Annotated in this window: 19 protein-coding genes; 12 read left to right on the forward strand and 7 right to left on the reverse strand. The window is 54.6% G+C overall.

The window, feature by feature from the left end; all coding sequences use genetic code 11:
* Positions 1 to 6: 6 nt before the first annotated feature.
* The 5 genes from W822_RS24890 (at position 7) to W822_RS24910 (ending at position 5310) form a co-directional block, all read left to right on the forward strand.
* Complete coding sequence (locus W822_RS24890; RefSeq protein WP_024003201.1) at positions 7 to 1110, forward strand: carboxynorspermidine decarboxylase; 1104 nt, start codon at positions 7 to 9, stop codon at positions 1108 to 1110.
* 38 nt (positions 1111 to 1148) lie between these two features.
* Entirely contained in the window at positions 1149 to 2495 is a 1347-nt protein-coding gene (locus tag W822_RS24895) for a saccharopine dehydrogenase family protein (protein WP_024003202.1), read from the forward strand.
* Positions 2496 to 2543: 48 nt separating this feature from the next.
* A complete protein-coding gene (locus tag W822_RS24900) occupies positions 2544 to 3062 on the forward strand; it encodes a DUF2946 family protein (protein ID WP_024003203.1) in 519 nt (172 codons plus the stop codon).
* A gap of 238 nt (positions 3063 to 3300) precedes the next feature.
* Positions 3301 to 4695, forward strand: coding sequence for a PepSY-associated TM helix domain-containing protein (locus W822_RS24905; protein ID WP_024003204.1), 1395 nt, complete (start codon positions 3301 to 3303; stop codon positions 4693 to 4695).
* Positions 4696 to 4758: 63 nt separating this feature from the next.
* The gene (locus W822_RS24910; protein WP_051401566.1) at positions 4759 to 5310 is read left to right on the forward strand and encodes a copper chaperone PCu(A)C; all 552 of its coding nucleotides are present in this window, start codon (positions 4759 to 4761) and stop codon (positions 5308 to 5310) included.
* Between the two features lie 153 nt (positions 5311 to 5463).
* On the opposite strand, the gene W822_RS24915 is transcribed toward W822_RS24910, so the two are convergent.
* Positions 5464 to 7323, reverse strand: coding sequence for an ABC transporter ATP-binding protein (locus W822_RS24915; protein ID WP_024003206.1), 1860 nt, complete (start codon positions 7321 to 7323; stop codon positions 5464 to 5466).
* 206 nt (positions 7324 to 7529) lie between these two features.
* Positions 7530 to 8465 carry a LysR family transcriptional regulator gene (locus W822_RS24920; RefSeq protein ID WP_024003207.1) on the reverse strand — a complete coding sequence of 312 codons (936 nt, stop codon included), beginning with the start codon at positions 8463 to 8465 and terminating at the stop codon, positions 7530 to 7532.
* A gap of 116 nt (positions 8466 to 8581) precedes the next feature.
* Here W822_RS24920 and W822_RS24925 point away from each other — a divergent pair, with 116 nt between their 5' ends.
* The 4 genes from W822_RS24925 to W822_RS24940 all read left to right on the forward strand — a co-directional run bounded on the left by W822_RS24925 (position 8582) and on the right by W822_RS24940 (position 13041).
* Entirely contained in the window at positions 8582 to 10231 is a 1650-nt protein-coding gene (locus W822_RS24925) for a thiamine pyrophosphate-dependent enzyme (RefSeq protein WP_024003208.1), read from the forward strand.
* 1120 nt (positions 10232 to 11351) lie between these two features.
* Complete coding sequence (locus W822_RS24930; RefSeq protein WP_024003209.1) at positions 11352 to 11753, forward strand: hypothetical protein; 402 nt, start codon at positions 11352 to 11354, stop codon at positions 11751 to 11753.
* 155 nt (positions 11754 to 11908) lie between these two features.
* Positions 11909 to 12304: a hypothetical protein gene (locus W822_RS24935; protein WP_024003210.1), complete on the forward strand. Its 396-nt coding sequence runs from the start codon at positions 11909 to 11911 to the stop codon at positions 12302 to 12304.
* An 80-nt stretch (positions 12305 to 12384) separates the two neighbouring features.
* The gene (locus tag W822_RS24940) at positions 12385 to 13041 is read left to right on the forward strand and encodes a hypothetical protein (protein ID WP_024003211.1); all 657 of its coding nucleotides are present in this window, start codon (positions 12385 to 12387) and stop codon (positions 13039 to 13041) included.
* A 732-nt stretch (positions 13042 to 13773) separates the two neighbouring features.
* On the opposite strand, the gene W822_RS24950 is transcribed toward W822_RS24940, so the two are convergent.
* Positions 13774 to 15660: a propionate--CoA ligase gene (locus tag W822_RS24950; RefSeq protein ID WP_024003214.1), complete on the reverse strand. Its 1887-nt coding sequence runs from the start codon at positions 15658 to 15660 to the stop codon at positions 13774 to 13776.
* A gap of 216 nt (positions 15661 to 15876) precedes the next feature.
* Here W822_RS24950 and W822_RS24955 point away from each other — a divergent pair, with 216 nt between their 5' ends.
* From W822_RS24955 to W822_RS24965, 3 genes are all read left to right on the forward strand, one after another.
* Positions 15877 to 16428 carry an isochorismatase family protein gene (locus W822_RS24955; RefSeq protein ID WP_024003215.1) on the forward strand — a complete coding sequence of 184 codons (552 nt, stop codon included), beginning with the start codon at positions 15877 to 15879 and terminating at the stop codon, positions 16426 to 16428.
* Between the two features lie 130 nt (positions 16429 to 16558).
* On the forward strand, positions 16559 to 17767 hold the full coding sequence (locus W822_RS24960) for an MFS transporter (protein WP_024003216.1): 1209 nt from the start codon (positions 16559 to 16561) through the stop codon (positions 17765 to 17767).
* Between the two features lie 192 nt (positions 17768 to 17959).
* A complete protein-coding gene (locus tag W822_RS24965) occupies positions 17960 to 19111 on the forward strand; it encodes an asparaginase (protein ID WP_051401567.1) in 1152 nt (383 codons plus the stop codon).
* Between the two features lie 126 nt (positions 19112 to 19237).
* Here the strand turns inward: W822_RS24965 and trxB are convergent, their stop codons facing one another.
* The 4 genes from trxB to W822_RS24985 form a co-directional block, all read right to left on the reverse strand.
* Positions 19238 to 20227, reverse strand: a complete 990-nt coding sequence (trxB, locus tag W822_RS24970) for a thioredoxin-disulfide reductase (RefSeq protein ID WP_024003218.1) — start codon at positions 20225 to 20227, stop codon at positions 19238 to 19240.
* A 19-nt stretch (positions 20228 to 20246) separates the two neighbouring features.
* Positions 20247 to 21227 (reverse strand): Bug family tripartite tricarboxylate transporter substrate binding protein, encoded by a 981-nt coding sequence (locus W822_RS24975; RefSeq protein WP_024003219.1) that lies wholly within the window; start codon positions 21225 to 21227, stop codon positions 20247 to 20249.
* Between the two features lie 47 nt (positions 21228 to 21274).
* Positions 21275 to 22501, reverse strand: a complete 1227-nt coding sequence (locus W822_RS24980) for a CaiB/BaiF CoA transferase family protein (RefSeq protein WP_024003220.1) — start codon at positions 22499 to 22501, stop codon at positions 21275 to 21277.
* Between the two features lie 103 nt (positions 22502 to 22604).
* Positions 22605 to 23201, reverse strand: coding sequence for a UGSC family (seleno)protein (locus W822_RS24985; RefSeq protein ID WP_024003221.1), 597 nt, complete (start codon positions 23199 to 23201; stop codon positions 22605 to 22607).
* Positions 23202 to 23215 lie beyond the last annotated feature (14 nt).

The raw sequence follows: 23215 nt of genomic DNA on the forward strand, positions 1-23215 counted from the left end.
ATATTCATGCAAACGCTTTCAACACCCTATTATCTGATTGATAAATCCGCGCTGCTGCGCAATCTCGAGGTCATCGATTACATTCGTGAACGTTCGGGTGCCAAAGTTCTGCTGGCGCTCAAATGTTTCGCCACCTGGTCAGTCTTCGACCTGATGCGCGAACATATGGACGGCACGACGTCTTCTTCGCTTTACGAGGTCAAACTGGGTTATCGGAAATTCGGTGGTGAAACGCATGCCTATAGCGTGGCCTTTGCCGACCACGAAATAGAAGAAGTGGTCGCCAATTGCGACAAAATCATTTTCAATTCGATCAGCCAGCTCACACGCTTTGCACCCCTGGCCGGGAACAAGCCCATCGGGCTGCGCCTGAACCCGGGCGTCAGCTGCGCCGGCTTTGATCTGGCCGATCCCGCGCGGCAATACAGCCGACTGGGCGAGGCCGATCCTGCACGCATCCTGTCTGTCGTTGACAAACTCGATGGTGTGATGATTCATAACAACTGTGAAAACAATGACTTTGCCCGATTCGATCAATTGCTGACCGAAGTTGAGCAGCGCTATGGGTCCATTCTGCAGCAGCTCAAATGGGTGAGTCTGGGCGGCGGCATCAGTTTTACTGAAAACGACTATCCACTGGATGCCTTTTGTGAACGCCTGCGCCGCTTCGCCGAACAATACGGCATTCAGGTCTATCTGGAGCCCGGCGAGGCCGCCGTGCGCCACAGCACAACACTTGAAGTAAGCGTACTGGACATCGGCTTCAACGAAAAAAACATTGCTGTCGTCGACAGCTCCACCGAAGCGCATATGCTGGACCTGCTGATCTATCGTGAAACCGCGCCTGTCGGGGATGGCGCCGGTGAACACCCCTATCTGGTCTGCGGCAAAACCTGCCTGGCGGGTGATTTTTTCGGCGAAGGCCGTTTTAACAAACCCTTGCAAATCGGCGATCGTATTTCGATTGGCGACGCAGGGGGCTACACCATGGTCAAGAAAAACTGGTTCAACGGTATCAATATGCCATCCATCGCAATCAGGGATTTCGATGGCTCCATGCGCGTCGTGCGCGACTTTTCCTTTGACGACTACGTCAACAGCCTGTCCTAGGACAGCGCTGCTTGTCATTTAATTTGGGGGATTATCCAATGAAACGCAACGTTCTGATTATCGGCGCCGGCGGCGTCGCTCACGTCGCCGCACACAAATGTGCCCAGAATAATATTTTGCTGGGCGATATCCATATTGCCTCGCGCACCGTCACAAAATGCGACGCCATTATCGCGTCCATCCGCGAAAAAGACAGCCAGTGTGGTCCCGGCCAGTTGAAGGCCCATGCGCTGGACGCACTTGATATCTCCGCCACCACAGCGCTGATCCGCGAGACCGGCTGCCAGATCGTGATCAATGCCGGCTCGCCGTTTTTGAATATGGCCGTTATGAGCGCGTGCATTGAAGCCGGCGCCGCCTATCTGGACACCGCCATTCACGAAGACCCCGCAAAAGTTTGCGAAGCGCCGCCCTGGTATGGCAATTATGAATGGAAACGCCGCGAAGAATGCAGCCAGGCGGGTGTCACAGCCGTGCTGGGCGTCGGCTTCGACCCGGGCGTGGTCAATGCCTACGGGCGTTTTGCGCTGGATACCTATTTTGACAAGGTCGATTCCATCGATATTATCGACATCAACGCCGGCAGTCACGGTCGCTATTTCGCCACCAATTTCGATCCTGAAATCAACTTTCGCGAATTCACCTCAACCGTCTGGTCGTGGGAAAAGAACCAATGGAAAGCGAACAAAATGTTCGAGCACCGTCAGGAATGGGACATGCCGGTCGTCGGCACGCACGCGACCTATCTGACGGGACACGACGAGCTGCATTCCATGTCCAAACACCTGGGCGTTCCCAACATCCGTTTCTGGATGGGCTTTGGCGAGCACTATATCAATGTATTCAATGTGCTCAATAACCTGGGCCTGCTCTCCGAAAAGCCCGTGCGAACCGCCGAGGGCCAGGAAGTGGTGCCGTTAAAGGTCGTCAAAGCGATCTTGCCCGACCCCGCGTCGCTCGCACCCACCTACAGCGGCAAAACCTGCATCGGCGATCTGGTCAAAGGCAGCAAAGACGGGAAAAAGCAGGAAGTGCTGGTTTATAACATTTGTGATCACAAGACATGCTTTGAGGAAGTGGGCAGCCAGGCTATTTCCTACACAGCCGGGGTGCCGGTTGTAGCGGCGGCGATGCTGATCGCCGATGGCCAGTGGGATGTCGGACACATGGTCAACGTGGAAGAACTGAACCCGGCGCCGTTCATTGAACTGATGAACCGCATGGGACTGGTCACACGCGTGCGCGATGCCAGCGGCGACCGGGTACTTGAACCGCAGAAGGAACGGGCTTCGCTGACAGTTGAAGACCAATCCGACGCCCAGGTGCTTGTCGGCCATTTTGGCTATCAGCAGTCAACCCTGGCTGAACAGCGCATGACGGGTTAACCTCCTTTTGGTCAAACCTCAATCAGGCGGCATGCAACGGCTTGACGTATGCACCCCGCCTGGCTGACCATGGAATCTTTTCCTTGCCGGTCACTGCATTATTCCGTCTTTCTGGCGGACATTCGATATAATTTCGCCATGTTCGCTTTCCGGAAACCGTCTTCGCTCAAGGAACTCGCAGTCTGGCAAATACTTTTTTGCCTGACCGTACTCTCTTTTGTTTTGCGGTCCACGATCCCCAGCGGCTATATGCCGGATTCGTCCGCCAGCCGCAATGGCACAATCGCACTGACGCTGTGTTCTGCAGGCGGGGGAAATGCAACGATCCTGCTGGACCTGCAAGGCAAGACGAAGCACTCATCTTCAGACGAGCATAACGCCGGACAACATTGTGCTTTCGGCGTGGTCGCCTCGCAAGGCGTCTTGCCGACCAGCGTTTCTATCCTGCCGGCCATGACGGTCCTGAGCCAGCCTCTGCCTGCCCGGCAGCGCAATCTGGCTTTGCCTCCCATGCCCGCACAGGGCCCGCCTTTAGGATCCCGCGCCCCACCTTCCCACCTCGGTTGATTTTTCATGCCTGGCCTGCATTGACACAGGCCCATCACTGATCACATCTTTTCCGAGGTTCTCATGTCTCTCTTCAGCTGTATTGGCACGCCGCGTGTCACATTCCTGGCGGCCGTTGTTTTCCGTAGACCGTTACACGGATAACGCGCCCACCCTTCAATGACTTTTTCGATCACTGCCCTGCGGGCGGCGGGTTGCCGTCTGTCGAGCCTGCTCGTATTTCTATATTGGATTAAACATGTCTGTGCCCAATACGAAAACCGCTTTCAAGCCGTCGCTTCTGCAATTTTTGCGACGCATTCATTTTTATATCGGCCTGTTTGTAGCGCCCTTTATTTTCGTTGCTGCGCTGTCGGGAACGCTGTATATCCTGAGCCCTCAACTGGAAAATTATTTATATACGGACGCGCTGACTGTTCAACAGCAGGGCACCTCCCGGGCGTTATCCGAGCAGATCGATGCGGCCCGAACTTATGCCGGTCCTGAATCCAGGATTTATGCCATTCGACCGGCACCCGGCCCCACAGAGACGACACGGGTGCAATTTTCCGATCCGACGCTTGGCGAATCTGAATCACGCGGCGTCTTTGTCGATCCGTATACGCTTGATATCAAGGGCGATATGACCGTATACGGTACGAGCGGCGTTCTGCCGCTGCGCATGTGGATTGACAAATTCCACCGTAATCTGCTGCTGGGTGATCTTGGCCGCAACTACAGTGAACTGGCCGCCTCTTGGTTATGGATTGCTGCCCTTGGAGGGTTGCTGCTGTGGGCAGGGACGCGGTCGCGGCGGGGCCCGCCCACTGCTGCGAACCGATTCATGAACACGCGCCGCTGGCATACCACCGTAGGTCTGGTTCTGTTTTTGGGACTGCTGTTTGTGTCGGTCACCGGCCTGACCTGGTCCAAATGGGCAGGTGGGAATATCAATAGTTTGCGAGCAGATCTTGGATGGCTGACCCCGCAGGTTAATACGACACTGTCTCATCATGCAGAGCAAATGAGCCACGCGGCAAACGGCGATCCGCATGCGGGACATGGCGCCGCAGCGCCCGGTATGACAACTGTCAGCGCCGATTGGCAACGTGCGCTTTCCTCTGCAAGACAGGCTGGCATCCTGGCAGAAAAAGTAGAAATTCGCGCACCAAAGGCTGTCGGCAAAGCCTGGACCGTCACGGAAGTGGATCGTCGCTGGCCTACCCGGGTCGATGCCGTTGCCATTGACCCGCAGGATTTCAGTGTAGTCGATCGCACCCGTTTCGAAGCATTTCCCCTGGCCGCCAAACTCACCCGGTGGGGCGTCGATGCCCACATGGGCATTCTTTTCGGTCTGCCTAATCAACTCATTCTGATCGCTTTCGGCGTCGGCTTGTGCTTCATGATCGGATTGGGATACCGCATGTGGTGGATCAGAAAGCCGGTCGCATCGGCTGAGTCGCCGGTCAGAACGCTTGTGGCCGCCTGGCTGGCGCTGGCCTTTTGGGGCCGGATTATTTCAGTTATCGTAGCTGTCGCATTGAGCATTGCTTTACCCGTGATGGGAGTCAGTCTGAGCGCGTTTCTCGTCGTTGATTTGGTGAGGTGGAAACGGGGACAGCGCAGCGCGGCACTGGCCCTGTCTTCTACCTGATTTCATCGGCCCTCGTTCTCAACATCACGTTTATTTATCGACTCTTTTTCAACAGGAAAACTCATGAAAAAATCTATCATTATTTCTTCATTGTTCGTGACTGCTACATTAATGAGCACGTCAGCATCGGCTCATGATCACGCGGCAGCCGCCGGTCAACCACAGAACGCTCAGGCCCATGGGCATATGGCCGGAATGGACCATGGCGCCACAAATGCGGACAAGGGAAGCGACCACGTGCAGATCGAGTCATGCTGGATCCGCCTGCTGCCCGCTGCCGTGCCCTCTGGCGGGTATTTTAAAATCCACAACAAGGATACTGCGAGACCGGCCATTCTGACGCATCTGGAAACGCAGGCGTTTGCCACGACCATGCTGCACCAGACCATGGAACAGGGAGGGCAATCCAGAATGCACATGGTGCACAATGTGCAGATTGATCCCGGCAAAACCATTGAGTTCAAACCGGGCTCCTATCACGCCATGTTTGAAAAGCCCACTGCGGGGCTTAAAGTTGGTGACAAGGTGACTGTGAATTTTGTGCTGGGAACGGGCAAGAAAGTGCCCACGGAATGCCTGGTCAAAACGCCCAATTCGCGTACCTATGCGGATTGAGTGACAACGTCGGTCAGAAGATAGCCTGGGTTTGCGGTGGCGTACGTTGGGCACGCCGCCGCAATGCCCTGGGTTCTGGGTCAGGGCTTGCGGCTTGCGGCTTGCGGCTTGCGGCTTGCGGCTTGCGGCTTGCGGCTTGCGCAAAATGATGTTTCAAAATTGCGCTTCGCTGTAGATTTCCTCGCTTTCCCCGCCCAAAAAGCCGCCGCTCTGGCGGTGCCACAACCGTGCATAAATCCCGTTCTTTTTAAGCAGTTCGGCGTGACTTCCTTGTTCGACAATCCGCCCTTCTTCCATCACAACCAGCCTGTCCATGGCCGCAATGGTAGAGAGCCGGTGTGCAATGGCAATCACGGTTTTACCCTGCATCATTTCGTCCAGGCTTTCCTGAATGGCCGCTTCGACCTCAGAGTCCAGCGCGCTGGTGGCCTCATCCAGCAGCAGAATCGGCGCGTTCTTGAGCATGACGCGCGCAATGGCAATGCGCTGACGCTGACCGCCGGACAATTTGACGCCACGCTCGCCCACCTGCGTCTCGTAACCCTGACGCCCTTGGGGATCGGTCAATTGGCAAATGAACTCATCAGCATGCGCCTCAATAGCCGCCCTTTTGACATCCGCATCAGTGGCATCGGGCAGACCATACGCGATGTTGTCGCGAATAGAACGATGCAGCAGCGAGGTATCCTGCGTGACCATCCCGATTGCACTGCGCAGGCTATCCTGCGTCACCTGGGCAATATCCTGGCCGTCGATCAAAATCCGGCCACCATCTACGTCATAAAAGCGCAACAGAAGATTGATTAATGTCGATTTGCCGGCCCCGGAATGACCCACCAGACCGATACGCTCACCAGGCCGCACAGTCAGCGACAACCCGTCCAGCACCTGACGCTCCCCGTTATAGTTGAAAAAAACGTTATCGAAAGTCACTTCCCCGCTGGCTACCTTCAAGGCAGGTGCATCGGGCGCATCCTGCACCTTGGCGACGCGCGTCAAGGTCGCGATACCGTCCTGTACCGTGCCGATATTTTCAAATAACGACGCCATCTGCCACATGATCCAGTGAGACATGCCATTGACCCGCAAAGCCATGGCAGTCACGGCTGCAACCGCTCCGGTACCGATCTCGTCGCCGTGCCAGAGCACCACAGCATAACCGCCCGCTGCAAAAATCAGACCCGACACCAGCGCCTGATTGACGATTTCGAACTGACTGACCAGCCGCATCTGCCGATAGCCTGTGAGCTTGAAATCCTCCATCGCGGCGCGGGCAAAGTGGGCTTCACGCCGGGTATGCGAGAACAATTTGACAGTTGTGATATTGGAATAGGCGTCGGTGATACGGCCCGTCATTGAAGATCGCGCATGAGCCTGCTCCTGCCCCACCTTGCCTAGCCGAGGCACGAAATACGCGATGGCCAGACCAAAAAGCGTAATCCAGGCAATGAACGGCAGCATGAGCCGCCAGTCAAATCCGGCGGCAAGCGCGATAATCGTGATGAAATAAACGCCGATACCCAGCACAATTTCAACAAAAGTTAACAATACTTCGCGCACCGCCAGCGCGGTCTGCATCACCTTGGTGGTGACACGACCGGCAAACTCGTCAAAGAAAAATGACAGACTTTGCCTGAGCATGAGACGGTGAAAATCCCAACGCAACCGCAAGGGCAGGTTGATCGCGATCACCTGATGCTGCATCAGCGTGCGCAGCGCTACAACAACGACACTGACAACCAGCACGATGCCGATGCTCCACAGGACGCGTTGTTCACTGGCCGCTTCCGGATCACCCGCTTTCCAGGCGGCAAGCAGATCGACCACCTGCCCGAGAAAGGCGAATAGCCAGGCTTCGTAAATGGAGACAGCGGCACTGAGCAGCGCCAGCAGCGCAATATAGCGGCGCGAGCCGCGTGTGCAAAACCATATAAAAGAAAACAAGCCTTTAGGAGGCAACGGCCCCTCTTCAGGCGGGAATGGGTTGAGTCGTTTTTCAAACCAGTTTAGCAAGCGAGCCTCCGAAATCATCACGACACACCTGCCCCGGGAAGGAGCAAATAGTATCTGTTTCGCGTGAATAATCCAACAAGACGAATCATATATCGATTCATCCCTGCCGCGTGCAGAAACCGGGCGTCGGCTAAACGAACGAGCCATCGCTGCATCGCAATCATCGTCTGTAACCGTGTCGCTTACGCCCTCTTCCGCGATCGCTATCAAGTTACCGTCAACTGATTACCGTTCGCCGGTTGCTGCGCCAATTCACAAAGCATATCTTGCAACAGCTTAATCACCACGCGTGCCGCTGTCGTCACCGGCCGGTTTGAGGACGTACCGCATAAAAGATGGGTCGTGACGGCCGGAGTGAGCAGTTTTACGGTCAGGCGTTCCTCCTCTACCTCAGCTCGCACCGCCAGCGCTGACATAATGGTATGGGCCTGGCCCGCAAGCACAATCTCCCGAACCAGATCGTGAGCATCAATTTCAAATGGAATATTCAGTCTGATTCCGGCATTGACCGCAGCCAGATCCATCGTCCTGCGCAAGCCATGGTTGCGGGTTGGCAGCACCAGCGGCAGATTCCTGAGTGCCGAGACGCGGACGGTCTTTCCGCCCCGGCTTCCTGCAGGCTCGGTGCTTTTGGCGGACACGAGCGACAGGCGCAACTGTGCCAGATGATCAAAAATCAAATGATCGGCTCGTCTGGCATTGTCCAGAACACCCACATCAATCCGCCCGGTCGTCAGCCATTCAAGCAAGTAGCCGCTGTAACCTGTCACGATATTCAGTGCGACCCTGGGGTAATTTTTTCGGACCGCAGTCAACAGACCGAATCCCACAATACGACTGAGCGCCGGTGTCATGCCTAATGAAACCGTGCCTCGCACAGCATGGTGATCAGATTGCAGATCCGCAATCGCGGAATCAATTTCGTTCAATAGCGGTCGTACCCGCTCAAGCAATGCCGCGCCCTCTGGCGTGAGCGAGGCGCCCCTGCCATTGCGGTAAAGCAGAACGATGCCGCACTCATTTTCGAGTTTGCGGATCTGTCTTCCCAGGGATGGCTGCGTCATGCCGATGACAGACGCTGCTTTGGAAAAACTGCCGTAATCGGCAATTCGGCAGAGAAATTCAAATCGTTTGAGGTCCATGAATGACTCCCTTTCAGATGTGCATATTGAGTATAACTGATAGAGAAGTCATGCCATTGCTGAAATACTGAGCACGCTGCTAGACTGATTTCATTGCGATTCTATTGAGAAGAAAATTGAATATCCGTCTTACCCATGCGACCAGCGCACACGCCATGATCGGCGTTTTTGCAGAAAACGGAATCGACCGGGCGTATATTGTGCCGGGCGAGAGCTATCTGGGCGTACTTGATGCCCTGAATGATTTCAAGTCAATGGACGTCGTCGTCTGTCGCCACGAAGGCGGCGCTGCCTTTATGGCGGAAGTCGACGGCAAACTCACAGGCCGGCCAGGCCTGGTCATGGTCAGCCGAGGTCCGGGCGCAACCAACGCATCCATCGGCGTGCATGCTGCCCAGCAGGATGGCGTTCCACTGATCCTGATTATCGGACAAGTTCCGCGGCGCGATTTGCGCAAGGATGCCTTCCAGGAGATCGATTACCAAAAAATGTTTGGCGCAATGGCCAAATGGGTATATGAGGCTACGACGCCCGAAGATCTGGCGACAGCCGCTTTCAAAGCCATACGCGTGGCGACGTCCGGTACACCTGGGCCTGTTGTTCTGGTCATCCCCGAAGATATTCAGCAACAGCCGGTACCCCTTCGTCCATTAATCTCTGTACCTGCCCAGCTCACCCTGGCCTCTGCTGCAACCTTGGCGCACATTCATGAACGACTCATCAGTTCACAACGGCCGCTGATAATCGCCGGCAGCATGATTGGACGTCGAGAATCCGGACGAGAAGCATTGCTGGCACTATCAGAGAAATACAAACTGCCGGTTGCCGTTGCGTTTCGGCAAAATGATTTATTTCCCAACGACCATCCTTTGTACGCGGGCCATCTGGATTTGACTATGCGCAAAGAACAACACGAGCTGTTCGCGTCCAGTGATCTGCTTTTTGCATTGGGGACACAACTTGACGATATCACCACGCAAGGATATACGTTTCCCGCAGAGCCCCGCCCCGAGCAGTTTTTAATTCACTGTTTTCCAGATGACCAGGTAGTGAATAAGACCTTTGTGGCTGATATGGGGCTTACTGCAGATCCCGTCACGCTGATCAATCAATTGCTATCACTGGAAGACTCCCGGTCAAATTGCCAACCGGGCACTTCCTGGATTGATGCGATCAGCACAGAACAGCGTAAGGCTTCACAATGGCCAACCTGCGTTGCCGCAGACGGCATTCCTTTTTCTGCAGTCGTGCATGAACTGGAAAAGCAAACGCAAGAAAATCTGACGCTCTGCCTGGACACAGGCACGTTTGCCACTTCGGTTTACAGGAACTTTTCATTCAGGAGAGGACAAAGACTACTCGCCTCATGCTCGGGTGCAATGGGCCATGGTGTTCCGGCAGCCATCGCGGCGCAGATGCGGATGCCGCAAGACAAGGTGGTATGCCTGATTGGTGATGGTGGATTTCTGATGACCGGCAATGAGATCATTACTGCTGTCCAGCGCAAGCTGCCGATCCTGATTATTCTGTCCAACAACAACAGCTATGGTTCGATTCGTGTTCACCAGCATATTTTCTATCCGCACAGACATACAGGCACCACACTGACCAATCCCGATTTTGTCGGGCTGGCCGGTGCGTTTGGCATGAAGGCGGAACGTGTAGAAGACGAGGAGCAAGTCGCGGCCGCAATCAACCGAGGTCTGCTCTCTCATGAGCCATATTTGATTGAAGTAAAAACAAGCCTGGATGCAGTACTGAGATAATCGCAATAAAAAAAACCTCACACTCATATTTGTGTGAGGCAGTTTTTTTGCCCATCCCCAGGTGGATACTTAAAATTAATTTGCCTAGTACGAACAGAATTTTATTCTTTAACGAGTTCCATCCTGTTTGCGATTCGGATATTACACCTGTACATAAAAATATCAACATAGCGTTTTCCCGAATCGAAAACAATTAAACCCTTCGCCACATACGCGTATATCGCTGACGAGTTCGATCGTTGATTTTTAACTTGTTGTCAATGCCAACAATTCATTTTTTTTCTGTTGATACAACGATCAAAGCGTCGAAATAGCAACAGCCCGACAAAATAAAATCCGATGAATTTTGGTCACTGGACTGAGCAACTGAAAAGTCGTTTCGGTTGCCTATTGCGCTTGCACACAATCGGCGTCATCAATGCGCATTATTTCGCTGAAACGGTGTCATGCCATTTCTGTATTCTCGGCACCTTTTTTTGACCGATCAAGGAGGGTGATTTTTCAATGACTTTGCAACAATATTGCTGCGCCTGCAAATCCAAAACCGCCTGAAATTCACGCTGTTTCAATCTTATAAATATTTTATATCAAGTAATATTTAGTAATATTATTTTTAAAAATGCATTGCAAATGTAAAAACAAAAGCACACACTGCAATCGTAGTAAAAAATTAATAATTATTAGGAAAGAAAAAATTGAGGAAAAGCGACGGCACAATAATTAAAGCAAAACGTACAGAAAATTCTTAATTATCTTATTGATATATAAAGAATATATTTACTTTGCAAATTGAACCATAGTTCTCACTCAGCTCCTTCATTTCCGATAATGCATGCGGCATGCGCGGACTTTTGTTTGCTCGTCGCCGGTAAAACAACTTTAAATCAGGTAACTAATTAATTCTTATATATTACCAATGTTGATTATCGTAAATAAATATTTGTAACTAAATTGGTTGTCTGGTCAGCAAATTTGGACCGATTACATCTGCAATCTCTATCAATCTAAGGTGCGTATATTGCGCGGATTCAAGCAGAGAAATGTAGTTGTTGTCGATCTGAAATCCGGACATGGGGTCCGGGACTTTAATGCATCACACATCCTTCTAAGGAGCAGCAAAATGAAAAAACTACTTTTGATCTCTGCATGCGCCATGGCTCTGGCTTCAACAGGCGTATATGCCGCTAGTCTTACCGGCGGATTTTATGGTGTAGGCGGCACAGCGGGCAGCACTGCATCTGGCGGGTCTAACGCATCTGGTGGTCAGGGTTCGATCCTGGCCGGCGCAGCAAGCAATTCCTCTGCCGCCCAGAACCAGACAATGTCAGGCGCGCAAGTCTCTGGCAGTTTCGGTGGTGTGACTACGATTACTGAAGGCAATTCCCTGTCCACGCAAACCAATACCGGCGGCGCGTTGGGCCTTGCTGCGCAGGGTTCAAATGCAGGATCTGGTGGTACCTTCGGTTCCGGCGCTTCCGGCGGATTCGGCACCATTGGTGGGTTCCTCAGCTTTGCACCATAATTTTTTCTGACTCGGCTGTAAACGGCGGGAACCAGGCAGTGTTCAAATTCATTCCGACTCTTTTCACCTATCCAAAAAGATAAGGAATAGAACATGGACCTGGTTACCTCTCGCTCGCAACGATCAGTCGAAAAGAATACTCAGGGAGTATAAAAATGAAAAAATTTCTTTTGTTGGCAGCGCTGGCACTCGCATCTACAGCGGTTTCGGCACAGACCTTTACCATCGGCGCCTTTGCAACCAACGGTGGCGCAGGCAGTTCGGCCAGTGGTGGCTCATCGGCTAGCGGCAGTCAGGGTTCAATTGGAACGGGATCAGCAGGCAATTCATCTGCAGCTTCCAACCAGACAGCATCCGCTGCACAGGTCATCGGCGGACCGGACGGCGTGGCGACACAAACCGGCGGTCAGTCTATTTCCACTCAGACGAATACCGGCTTTTCTACGGGTTTCGCAGGACAAAGCTCCAGTGCCAACGCGGGCGGCACATTTAATTCAGGAGCGGGTGGTAACTTTGGAACAATCGGGACCTTTTTTCACTGGACGCCTTGACGCAGGTGCGCACCAGATAAGGGAACAATCAACGTAACCGTTTTCTCGGAGAGACGCTGTGCTCTCCGTAAGGAATTGCCATGAAACTGATACTTGTCGTTATCCTCGGACTCCTGTTATCACCACAAGTCTATGCGCAATCGGCCGGCGCGATGTCCGGCTCCAATTCCAATGCATCCAGCGGGTCTACTTCGAACTCAAATCAATCGGCCGATTCAGGTGCAGCGGCGGTGGTTGATCTCACGTTCGGTGGTTCAGAGCAGAGGCGTACGCAAACAGTCCACACGACACCCAATGTCTATGCGCCTCCCAGTATGTTTGGCGGTGTCAATAACTGCGGACAGTCCAGTACACTTGGAATTGGCGTCACCGGCTTTGGCATTGGCGGCTCGATGGCTGGTGAGTCTGAAGCGTGTAACGCGCGTGAAGACACCAGTATTGCCTATAAGCTCGGATATAAGGACGTTGCCGATATGCGCTTTTTCTGCTTTGGTGAAGACGTTAACCGTAAAGCCTACGAGTCAACAGGCAGAACGTGCCCCGCTTACGCCACGGCAAAAGGGCTGCCGGAACGTCCCGTTGCGGCTGTTAATCAGATCAACAACAATCAGATGCAACGTAATAGCAACCGTGTAGTCAGCGCGACGCCGGCCTACAGCCCGGCGGTCTATGTGGACAGGCCATCGGTACAACCGGTAAGCACCCAGGATCTGCGCGAGTTCTATGGTCCGAATTGATGATCGTATTTTTTCCGGCAATTTCTGAAAACACGTTTTCCCGTTGGACACATGTTGAAGGCCGCGACTCTGGCGGCCTTCAACAATATGCTGCGTGAATGCGTTAAACATTCACACCTTGCAGTCAGCTTAAGGCTGACCGGTCGCCGGTGCGGCTGGCATGGGTGCTGGCGCAGACTGCGTTGGCGCGGGTTGTGTTGAATCGGAAACAGGAGCTGGCGAAGTCATCGTTGCGTCAGAACCGGCACCCGCAGTTGGCTCGCTGGATCCGTATCCGTCACCAGCACAACCTGCTAATCCCACCATGCCTGAAAACGCAGCAAGCAGAAACAGTGAGCGTGTACTTCTCTTCATCATCATGACGTTCCTTTTGAAATAACAAAATCGAGTGTCCATTATTCGCATTTTCAACGCCCAGACCATTTCAGGGAATCATAAAATACTTGCATTTGTAATATTGAAGAAATGCGATTTGTGGCCGATCTGTTTTCCATCCTGCTGATTTCACTGAAAAACCTGTTAATACGCAAGATTGGCCGCGTATTAATATTTAACTTAATATCTGCAGAAAAAGACCAAAGCAAGCGGGCTAGAGCCCCGGATAAGCTGATCGCCCCGGAAGACGGCGATCATAGTGTGAGCCAATCGAATTGATGATCCGATGAACGGCAGCCATGACACCGGTGTGTGCACGCTTACCGTCGTGACAGCGGCGGTATCAGAGACGCCTGGCTAGCCCTTCCTGAATTGTTGTTCTATGTGCTGCAAGGCTGCCGGGTCTTCCATTGTGCTCAGATCGCCCGGGTCCCGGCCTTCGGCCACTGCCTGCAAGGCACGGCGAAGCAGCTTGCCGGATCGGGTTTTAGGCAAGGCCTCGACAAAATAAACATGCGATGGACGCGCAACCGCGCCAATTTGCTGCTCTACTGTCTTGCAAATGGTTCCCTGCAGTGTCCCGGCATCATCGGCCGCACCCGCTTGTTTCAAGGTGACGAACGCAACAGCGACCTGCCCTTTCACATCATCCTTGACCCCGACGACGGCCACTTCGGCAACGCTGGCATTCGTGGCGATACTGGCTTCGATTTCACCCGTACCCAGCCGATGCCCCGCGACATTGATCACATCGTCGCTGCGACCCGCGATAAAGCAATAGCCGTCTTCATCCTGATAGCCCCAATCGAACGTACTGTATACGCTTTGGCCGGGGACGGATTGCCAGTAGGTGTTGATAAACCGGGTGTCGTCTTGCCAGACCGTCTGCATAAAACCCGGCGGCAATGGTCGCTCAAGTACGATAAGACCTTTTCGTCCTGGCTCGGTAACGGGCTTTCCGGTCGATTCGTCCATGACCCGAACCTTATACCCATACACGGGCAACCCCGTACTGCCTGCTTTGGTTGGCAATGGCTCGACGCCCCTGGGCAAGGTCAGAATCGGCCAGCCCGATTCCGTTTGCCAATAGTTGTCGATGACGGGTACCTGCAATGTTTGCGAAACCCACGACGATGTTGTTTCGTCCAGCGGCTCACCGGCAAGAAACAGGGCCTGCAGGGAACTCAGATCGTAGCCTTCGGATGCGGTGGGGCCTTCCTTTTTGAGAACGCGTATGGCGGTAGGCGCACTGAACATGGAGGTGACCTGATATTTTTCCACGAGCCGCCACCATATGGAAGGGTCAGGACGGATCGGGGTGCCTTCGTACAGGACGGTTGCCATGCCGGCGAGCAGCGGGCCGTAGACAATATAGCTGTGACCCACCACCCAGCCCACATCGCTGGTAGCAAAAAAAGACCGCCCTGGCTTGGCCAGGAAAATATGCTTCATGCTGGCAGCGAGCGCCACCGCATAGCCACCCACATCCCGCTGCACGCCTTTGGGTTTGCCGGTTGTGCCGCTCGTGTATAGCGTATAACTGATATCGGTCGCATCCAGTGGCGTACATGGCACTGGTTGATCCAGCTGCGTGGCGCGCAATGTCGCGTAGTCAATATCACGGTCCGGTACGGCCTGCCATGGCGCCAGCTGGCGGTCCACCAGAACGACATGCGCCGGTTTGTGTGTGGATTGTTCGATGGCGCCGTCAAGCAGCGGCTTGTATGGGATAACCTTGGCGCCGCGTGATCCTGCATCTGCGGAGACAATGACCTTGGGCGACGCATCTTCGATCCGCGAGGCCAGGCTGACGCTGGCAAATCCGCCGAAGACCACGCAATGAATTGCGCCGATTCGCGCACAGGCCAGCATGGCGAATACGGCTTCAGGAATCATGGGCATGTAGATGAGGACCCGGTCCCCTTTGGTCACACCCAGCGAGCGCAACGAGGCGGCCATGGCCTGCACTTCCTGAAGCAGGTCCCTGAATGTGTAGATTTTTTCCTGATCGACTTCCGTAGAGCACCAGATGAGGGCACGGTCGTCGGGTCGCACCTGAGCGTGACGATCGACGGCGTTGTGGCATAGATTCAGTTTGCCATCAATAAACCAGCGATCAAAAGGTGCCTTGCTGCCATCATGAACCTGTGTGAACGGCTCAAACCAGTCGACCAATTGCGACTGTTCGCGCCAGAAATCGTCGGGCTGCTCAATTGAACGACGATAAAACTCGCTATAACTCATTACGTTATCTCCTCTCTTTTGATTGCATCATACCGCTTATTTAGCGACAAATAGAATCCGTAGAGTCCCGGATGCGAGATTTCCGGACTTGCTTTGCGGCGTACAGATCTTCATACTAGTCGCATTAAATCGGTCGCAAAGGAAAGCATTGCACAATGCCTATGAACGGTCCGATGAAAAAATAGTCGGACGGATCAAGCCCGTCGGGAGAAATGAATGAATGTGATAAGCGCGCAAGCTTGTGTCCTGGTATTGGTCGATTATCAGGCGCGTTTAATGCCTGCGATTTCCAACGGTTCTGCGGTGGCCGCGATTGCCTGTCGGCTCGCGCAAGGCGCCCGAATACTGGGTATCCCAGTGGTCGGCACAGAACAGAATCCGGGCAAGCTCGGTCCTAATCTGAAAGCAATCACAGACGAATGCAGCAGCACGGTACAAAAAATGCATTTCGACGCTTGTGCAGATGGCCTGCTGGACGCACTGGAAGCGACCCAGAGCGGCTGCGATCAGGTCGTCATCGCTGGGTGCGAGGCACATGTATGTCTGTTGCAAACCGCCCTGGGTCTGCTGCGCGCGGGCAAACGCGTCTGGGTAGTCGACAACGCCAGCGGTTCCCGTCGCGCAAGTGACCACGCCGCTGCAATGAACCGCCTCATGCAGGCCGGCGCCACCGTTGTGACGCATGAAATGGTCTTGTTTGAGTGGCTGCATCATTGCGAACACCCTGAATTTCGCAAGGTCCTGGCGCTCATCAAGGCAACTGGGTAACGAGACACGATCCCGGGTATTGATGTCGGACACATCCGGCCAGGCATGAATATCGGCTTTTTCCGGGTAGTTAAACCCAGCATTTGCCGGCACTTTACCTATAATAGTGGCTTATGTATGGAGCCACGACTTGTTAAAAACAGAAAAGAGTGCTGGATTATTGGCAACGCCCGGCGTTGTTTCACTGCTGCTCGTCATCGCGCTTGGTATCGGCAGCTTCAGCATCCTGCTGCCGCTGTCGCCCGGCTGGGCGATTCGGGGCGGCGCCAGTGAAGCTGCCGCAGGAAGTGTCACCGCCGTTCTAATGGCATTCACCGTTCTGACCCAACTTTACGTTGACCGTGCGCTCAAGCACTTCGGCTGGGGCACTGTACTGGCTGCCGGTTTGCTGGCGCTCGGCGCGCCGGCGCTGTTGCAGGCAACCTCATTTGATCTGGCGATCATTCTGCTGTCGAGCGCGATACGCGGAATCGGCTTTGGCATCATGACCGTCTGCGGCGCAACCGCGATTGCTTTGCTGGCGCCCCCTGAGCGAAGAGGCGCCGCAGTGGGCCTCTATGGCCTGGCCGTCGCGTCTCCACAGCTGGTGCTGGTTTCATCGGCTCCCATTCTCGAACAGCACCTGGGCATCCTGACGGTCACCCTGATCGCCACCCTGCCGGTGTTCGGGCTGTTCTGGACCCGCGCGCTGGGCCACCTTCTGGATGACCATACCAGGGCCCATAACAAACCAGCCGGCTCGGGTTCTGCGCAACGCAGATCTGTTTTTTTCCTGATTGCGCCAGTCCTGCTCTCGCTTTTTATTGTCACCAGTAGCGGCGGTGCCATCATGACCTTTGCCGGGCAGATCACTGCGGACGCCGCCTCTGCCACATTCGCCCTGCTCTGTCTCACCGGCCTGGCAACGCCCACCCGGTGGGTATTTGGCACCTTAAGCGATCGTTATCCCGTCAAATACCTGATCATTGCGCTGGCGGCGGCTTGCTGCCTGGGCATGGCAGCACTCAGTGCCTCCGTCCTCGCGCCCGACGCGGCATGGGGCCTGACGTGGCTTTATCTCGGCAGCTCGCTCCTGGGTGTTTCGTACGGCGGGATGCAGACCGCTACCCTGGTATGCGCGTATCGGCTGGCTGGCAACAGTCAGATTGCCCGGGTTGCGGTCCTGTGGAACGTCACGTTTGATCTGGGTACCGGTGTCGGCGCCATGTTCACTGGCGTCATTGCTGCAACGACAGGATTCGGCGTTGCCTTCGGCGCGCTGAGCGCGGCGGCGGTGGTGAGTTTGCTCCTGATACTGACACACCTGCAGGCGGTCAATAACAACGCATCCTCGCGCTGATTCGTGCTCACGTTTTGTATCCGACACGCAGCGCCATCAGGAAAAATACCCGGTTCCTTGCCTGCCCCGACAGGCGTATAATTTTTGCAAATACCGACCCGCTATCCGGCGCCTGCGCGACCTACCCACTGCTTGTCGCGCCTTGTCATTGTCGGCTTTTCAACCCTTGACCTTTCTCATAAGGAATCTGTCATGCCCACCTCTCATCTGACCGGACGTCTCTCCTCAATGATGCTTCTGGCTGCCACGATGGCGATCGCCCCTTCCGCCTTTGGCGCTGATCAGGCAAAATCGCCCCCAGCCCCCGCGACCGAACAATCCACCGGCAAAAGCTCGCTGCCCCGCGTCGCAATATTGGCTACCGGAGGCACCATCGCCGGTCAAAAGCAGGCCGACAACGCTTCCGCCCTCAGTTATGAATCGGGCAAGCTGAGCGCAAAAGATCTGATCAGCGCAGTACCGGGACTGGAAAAACTGGCCACACTGAACGCGGAACAAATTGCCTCTGTCGGCTCCCAGGACATGAACGACAAGATATGGTTCAGCCTGGCAAAAAAAATCAAATCACTGGCTGACAGCAAAGGGGCTGACGGCGTTGTCATCACGCACGGTACCGATACGCTGGAAGAAACGGCGTTTTTTCTGAGCTGCGTGCTGGACCCGTCTGTCCCTGTCGTGCTGACCGGGGCCATGCGCCCGGCCTCTGCACTGAGCGCCGATGGTCCCGCCAACCTGTTTGAGGCCGTCAAGGTCGCCGCAGATGCGCGTTCGAAAAACAAGGGCGTCATGGTGGTATTGAACGATACAGTTCACTCCCCCGTCTGGGTCACCAAAACCGACACCACCAATGTGGCCACCTTTCAGTCCGGATATTCCGGACCGATGGGGTATGTAGACGCGGCAGATTTACATTACACCCAGACATCAGCCTCTCAAAAACCGTTCACCCTGCCTTTGCCCGAAGGCGATGCCCTGCCCCGGGTTGAAATTATTTATTCTCACAGCAATATGGACGACCAGTTGATCAAAAGCGCGGTAAGTAACGGTACCCGCGGAATCGTTCTGGCAGGCGTCGGCGACGGCAACACTTCAGCAACTGCACTCAAGGCACTGGAGGCCGCACGTAAAGACGGCGTGGTGGTCGTGCGGGCGTCACGGGTCCAGAATGGCGCGGTCAAGCGCAATGTGGAAGTCAATGATGATCAGTCGGGGTTTGTTGTTTCACCTGGGCTGAATCCTGCCAAGGCCCGGGTCCTGACCCAGTTGCTGATCGCCAACAAAATTACGGCACCAGACAAGGTTCAGCAGGCGTTTGATGCGGCAACAGGGAATGCGAAAGAATAATACAGCTCATACGCCGGCTCGGACGCGATCAAAGACGGCGGTGCTTTCGCGTAAATCGGCGTTCTTTCGTCCGCACCTTCACGTGCAAGACGCAAGAACGCTCCTCTTTGCCCGGCCATAAAGCGTTCACGCCATCACAACCATCTGATCTGTCGAAGTACCAACTTCCTGCCGGGCCTCCAACCAGCGCTGCGCATCAAGTCCAGCCATGCACCCGGTACCGGCACTGGTGATGGCCTGGCGATATACGGAGTCCTGTACATCACCAGCAGCAAAAACCCCTTCTACTGATGTCTGCGTCGCAAACCCCTGCTGACCGCCCCGGGTCTGGATATATCCATTTTTCATGGCAAGTTGTCCTTCGAAAAGACGGGTATTGGGTTGATGACCAATGGCAATAAATACGCCCGTCACATCGACCTCTTCTTTTTCGCTGTTCTGCTTATTGTGCAAGCGGGCGCCCGTGACACCACTTGCATCCCCCAGCACCTCATCCAGTTCGTAGAATAATTTCAATTGAATAACGCCAGCTGCATGCTGGTTCATCAGTCTATCCACCAGTATGGGTTCAGCCCGGAATTGATCGCGCCGATGCACGACGGTCACGCTGCGACAGAGTTTCGACAAATACAGAGCCTCTTCTACAGCCGTATTGCCGCCGCCAACAATAATCACGTCCTGGTTTCGATAGAAAAACCCATCGCATACGGCGCACCCCGACACGCCCCGACCCATGTACTGCTGTTCGCTTGGCAGTCCCAGATATTGGGCGGAGGCGCCCGTCGCCACGATTAGTGCATCACACGTGTAAACCTGTCCGCCTTCCCCGGTCAGCCGGAACGGACGCACAGACAGATCGGCCTGCACAATATGATCTGCAATCATGTCGGTTTCGAAACGCTCGGCATGGGTCTGCAAATTGCTCATCAGCTCCGGTCCCTGTATGCCTTGCGCGTATCCGGGCCAGTTCTCTACATCGGTGGTGGTCATCAACTGGCCACCCTGCGCCTGACCCGAGATCAGCACGGGGTGAAGGTTGGCGCGCGCGGCATAAATCGCGGCGCTATAGCCTGCCGGGCCGGAACCCAGAATCAGAAGGGGTGCGTGCTTGATCATGCGTATTGTCCTATGAATATCAGGTTTGTGGTTGAATATGCGCTGCTTTTACAATGGTCCCGTAACGGTCAAATTCGGTTTTGCAAAAGGCAGCAAATGCCTGTTGGGTTCCCGCCATGGGATCGGCCCCTGCCTGCAACAGTTTGGACCGGACATCCGGATCGCCCAGCGCCTTGTTGACTGCCTGATTGATTTTCGTCACGATCGCCATGGGCGTATTTGCCGGCGCCCATACGCCATACCAGGTTGAAATATCAAACCCCTTCAGTCCGGACTCTTCCATGGTAGGCAACTCCGGTGTAACTTCAGAGCGATGCATTGACGTGACACCCAGCGCTTTGAGTTTGCGCGAGCGGACAAAATTAATGGATGAGGGCGCGCTATCGAACATCATGTCGACCTGTCCGCCAATCAGATCAGTCAGTGCCGGTGCGCTACCCCGATACGGTACGTGCAGGATATGCAAAGAAGTCAACTGATTGAACAGCTCGCCGGCCAAATGGCTGGGGGCACCAATACTGGAAGAGGCAAAAGTCAGCCGCTTGCCCTTTTCCCTGGCCTGCGCGATCAGATCCGCGACCGACTTTGCCTTATTCTCGGGAGAAACAACCAGCATCTGCGGGGTGGAGGCCAGCCCGGCAACCGGAACAAAATCCTTGATCGGATCAAAGGGAAGCGTGGTTTTCAGATACGGGTTGATAACATGGCCCGAATAGTTGAACAGCAAGGTATAGCCGTCGGCCGGCGCGCGGGCGACATGGCCGGCGCCAATCACGCTGCTTGCCCCGGGCTTGTTATCAATTACAATCGTCTGCCCCAGCTGTTTTGACAAGGACTGACTCACAATCCGAGCCACAATATCCGTGGGCCCACCGGGCGGAAAAGGCACCACCACGGTAATGGGTTTGTCGGGATACGTTTCAGTGGCGGTGGCGGGTATTGACTGCGTAACTGCGAACAACACAAACAGGGCTGCCGTAATCGTTTTGATCATCTTCATTGTCTCTCTCCTTTGTTGTGATATCACACTCGGGGTTCATACACCTGTCAGGCGCATGCCACGATCTTTCTTTGAACCAGATCTTCAATCTCTTCAGGAGCCATGCCCAGCACATCGCCCAGTATCTGGCGCGAGTCTTGGCCCAGCACCGGTGGCGCCAGTGTGTATTCAATGGGTGAACGGGATAATTTGAGGGGATTGGCCACCGACGGAATATCTCCCCTGCCGATAGACGCGATAGAGAACTGCGCATTGCGCTGAGCCACATGCGGATCTGCGAAAACATCCTCTATCGTATTTATGGGGCCGCAAGGCACGCCGGCCGCCTCCATCGCTTCGATCCAATGCGCTGTGGTCTGTTCGCACATCACACTTGCAATTGCTTGGATCAGAACAGATCGATGCTCAATTCTGGCTGCATTGGTGGCATAGCGCGAATGATCTGCCCACTCAGGATGCTCCACCAACTCGCAAAACCGCCTGAACTGCGTGTCATTGCCGATAGCCAAAATCATGAACCCGTCCTGGGTGCGGAAGTCCTGATACGGCACGATGTTCGGATGCGCATTCCCCAAACGCTGCGGTGCCTTTCCGCCGACCAGATAGTTCATGGCCTGATTGGCCAGGCTCGCAATTTGCACATCTAGCAAGGAAACATCAATATGCTGTCCCTGCCCACTCGCCCTGCTTTCCATGACGGCAGCCAGAATGCCGGTTGCGGCATACATGCCGGTCAGGATATCGGTGAGCGCCACCCCCACCTTCTGCGGACCGGCTCCGGGTGCACCATCGGGCAGCCCTGTAATGCTCATCAAGCCGCCCATGCCCTGAATCAGAAAGTCATAGCCGGCCCGCTTTGCATAGGGGCCCTGCTGCCCGAAACCCGTAATCGAGCAATAGACCAGCGCCGGGTTGATCTGCTGCAGATCTTCATAGCCAAGGCCATAGCGCGGCAGTGTCCCCACCTTGAAATTTTCGACCAGCACATCACACTCTGCAGCCAATTTGCGCACCAGTGCGGCGCCCTCCTGGCTTGCAATATCAATGGCGAACGATTTCTTGTTTCGGTTAGCGCTCAGAAAATAAGCCGAATCCCGGTCCTCGCCCGAAGGGGTTTCACGCCAGGGCGGACCCCAGGCGCGGGTATCATCACCCGTCCCAATCCGCTCCACTTTGATCACGTCTGCGCCAAGATCGGCCAGTGTCTGTGCGCACCAGGGACCTGCCAGAACGCGTGACAGATCGAGCACCCGTAACCCGGATAATGAACTCATAAACCTTTCTCCCTGAATACAACCGCCTGGCAATCCAGACGCAGACCCGATCAAACCCGCTATGTAAAAGCAAACCTGCACAGCGGCGATCGGGACATAGACTTCAATCGGGCGTCTTGCGGCCTTTCAGATAGGTATCGGCCACACCGGCCTGCTCGCCCTTCCATACGGCCTGAGCCTGGGTAAAGATCTGCGCCACGCGCTGGGCCACTTCTTCCATGGTGATTGAGCTGACCGGATGGGAAATAATGACTGGTTCTAGTTCGGTCATACCCAGCGCCTGGCGGGTCAGTACCGTTTCCTTGACGAACTCTGTGGTCACAATGACCGCTGTCGGCACGCCCTGTTTCTCAAGCGCAATGGCATCACGCAGGCAGCCCGACGTGCAGGAACCGCAATCGCCAATCGCCGTCAAAACGATATCGTTTTCTTCGATGATCTTTTCAATCAGTTCAGGTGCCGCATCTTTGGAGAAACTGTGCTTCACATAATAGTGAACGTCACTGAAGCCAATCTCTTTGCCCAGCGCCTCGATCGCGCCACGCAACAGTTTGTTGGCATTCCATTTGGAGTTATCCAGAACTCCCAGGCGCAGGCCATCCAGTGTGTTCACGCGTTCGGCAGTAGGAATGGCAACAGAACGAACCACCCCGCAAGGATCGTAAACGCGTGGCTGCAGATTTTGAGTATTCATCAACATGGCAATCTCCTATT

The organism is Advenella kashmirensis W13003 (genome assembly GCF_000506985.1).
GTDB lineage: Bacteria > Pseudomonadota > Gammaproteobacteria > Burkholderiales > Burkholderiaceae_B > Advenella > Advenella kashmirensis_A.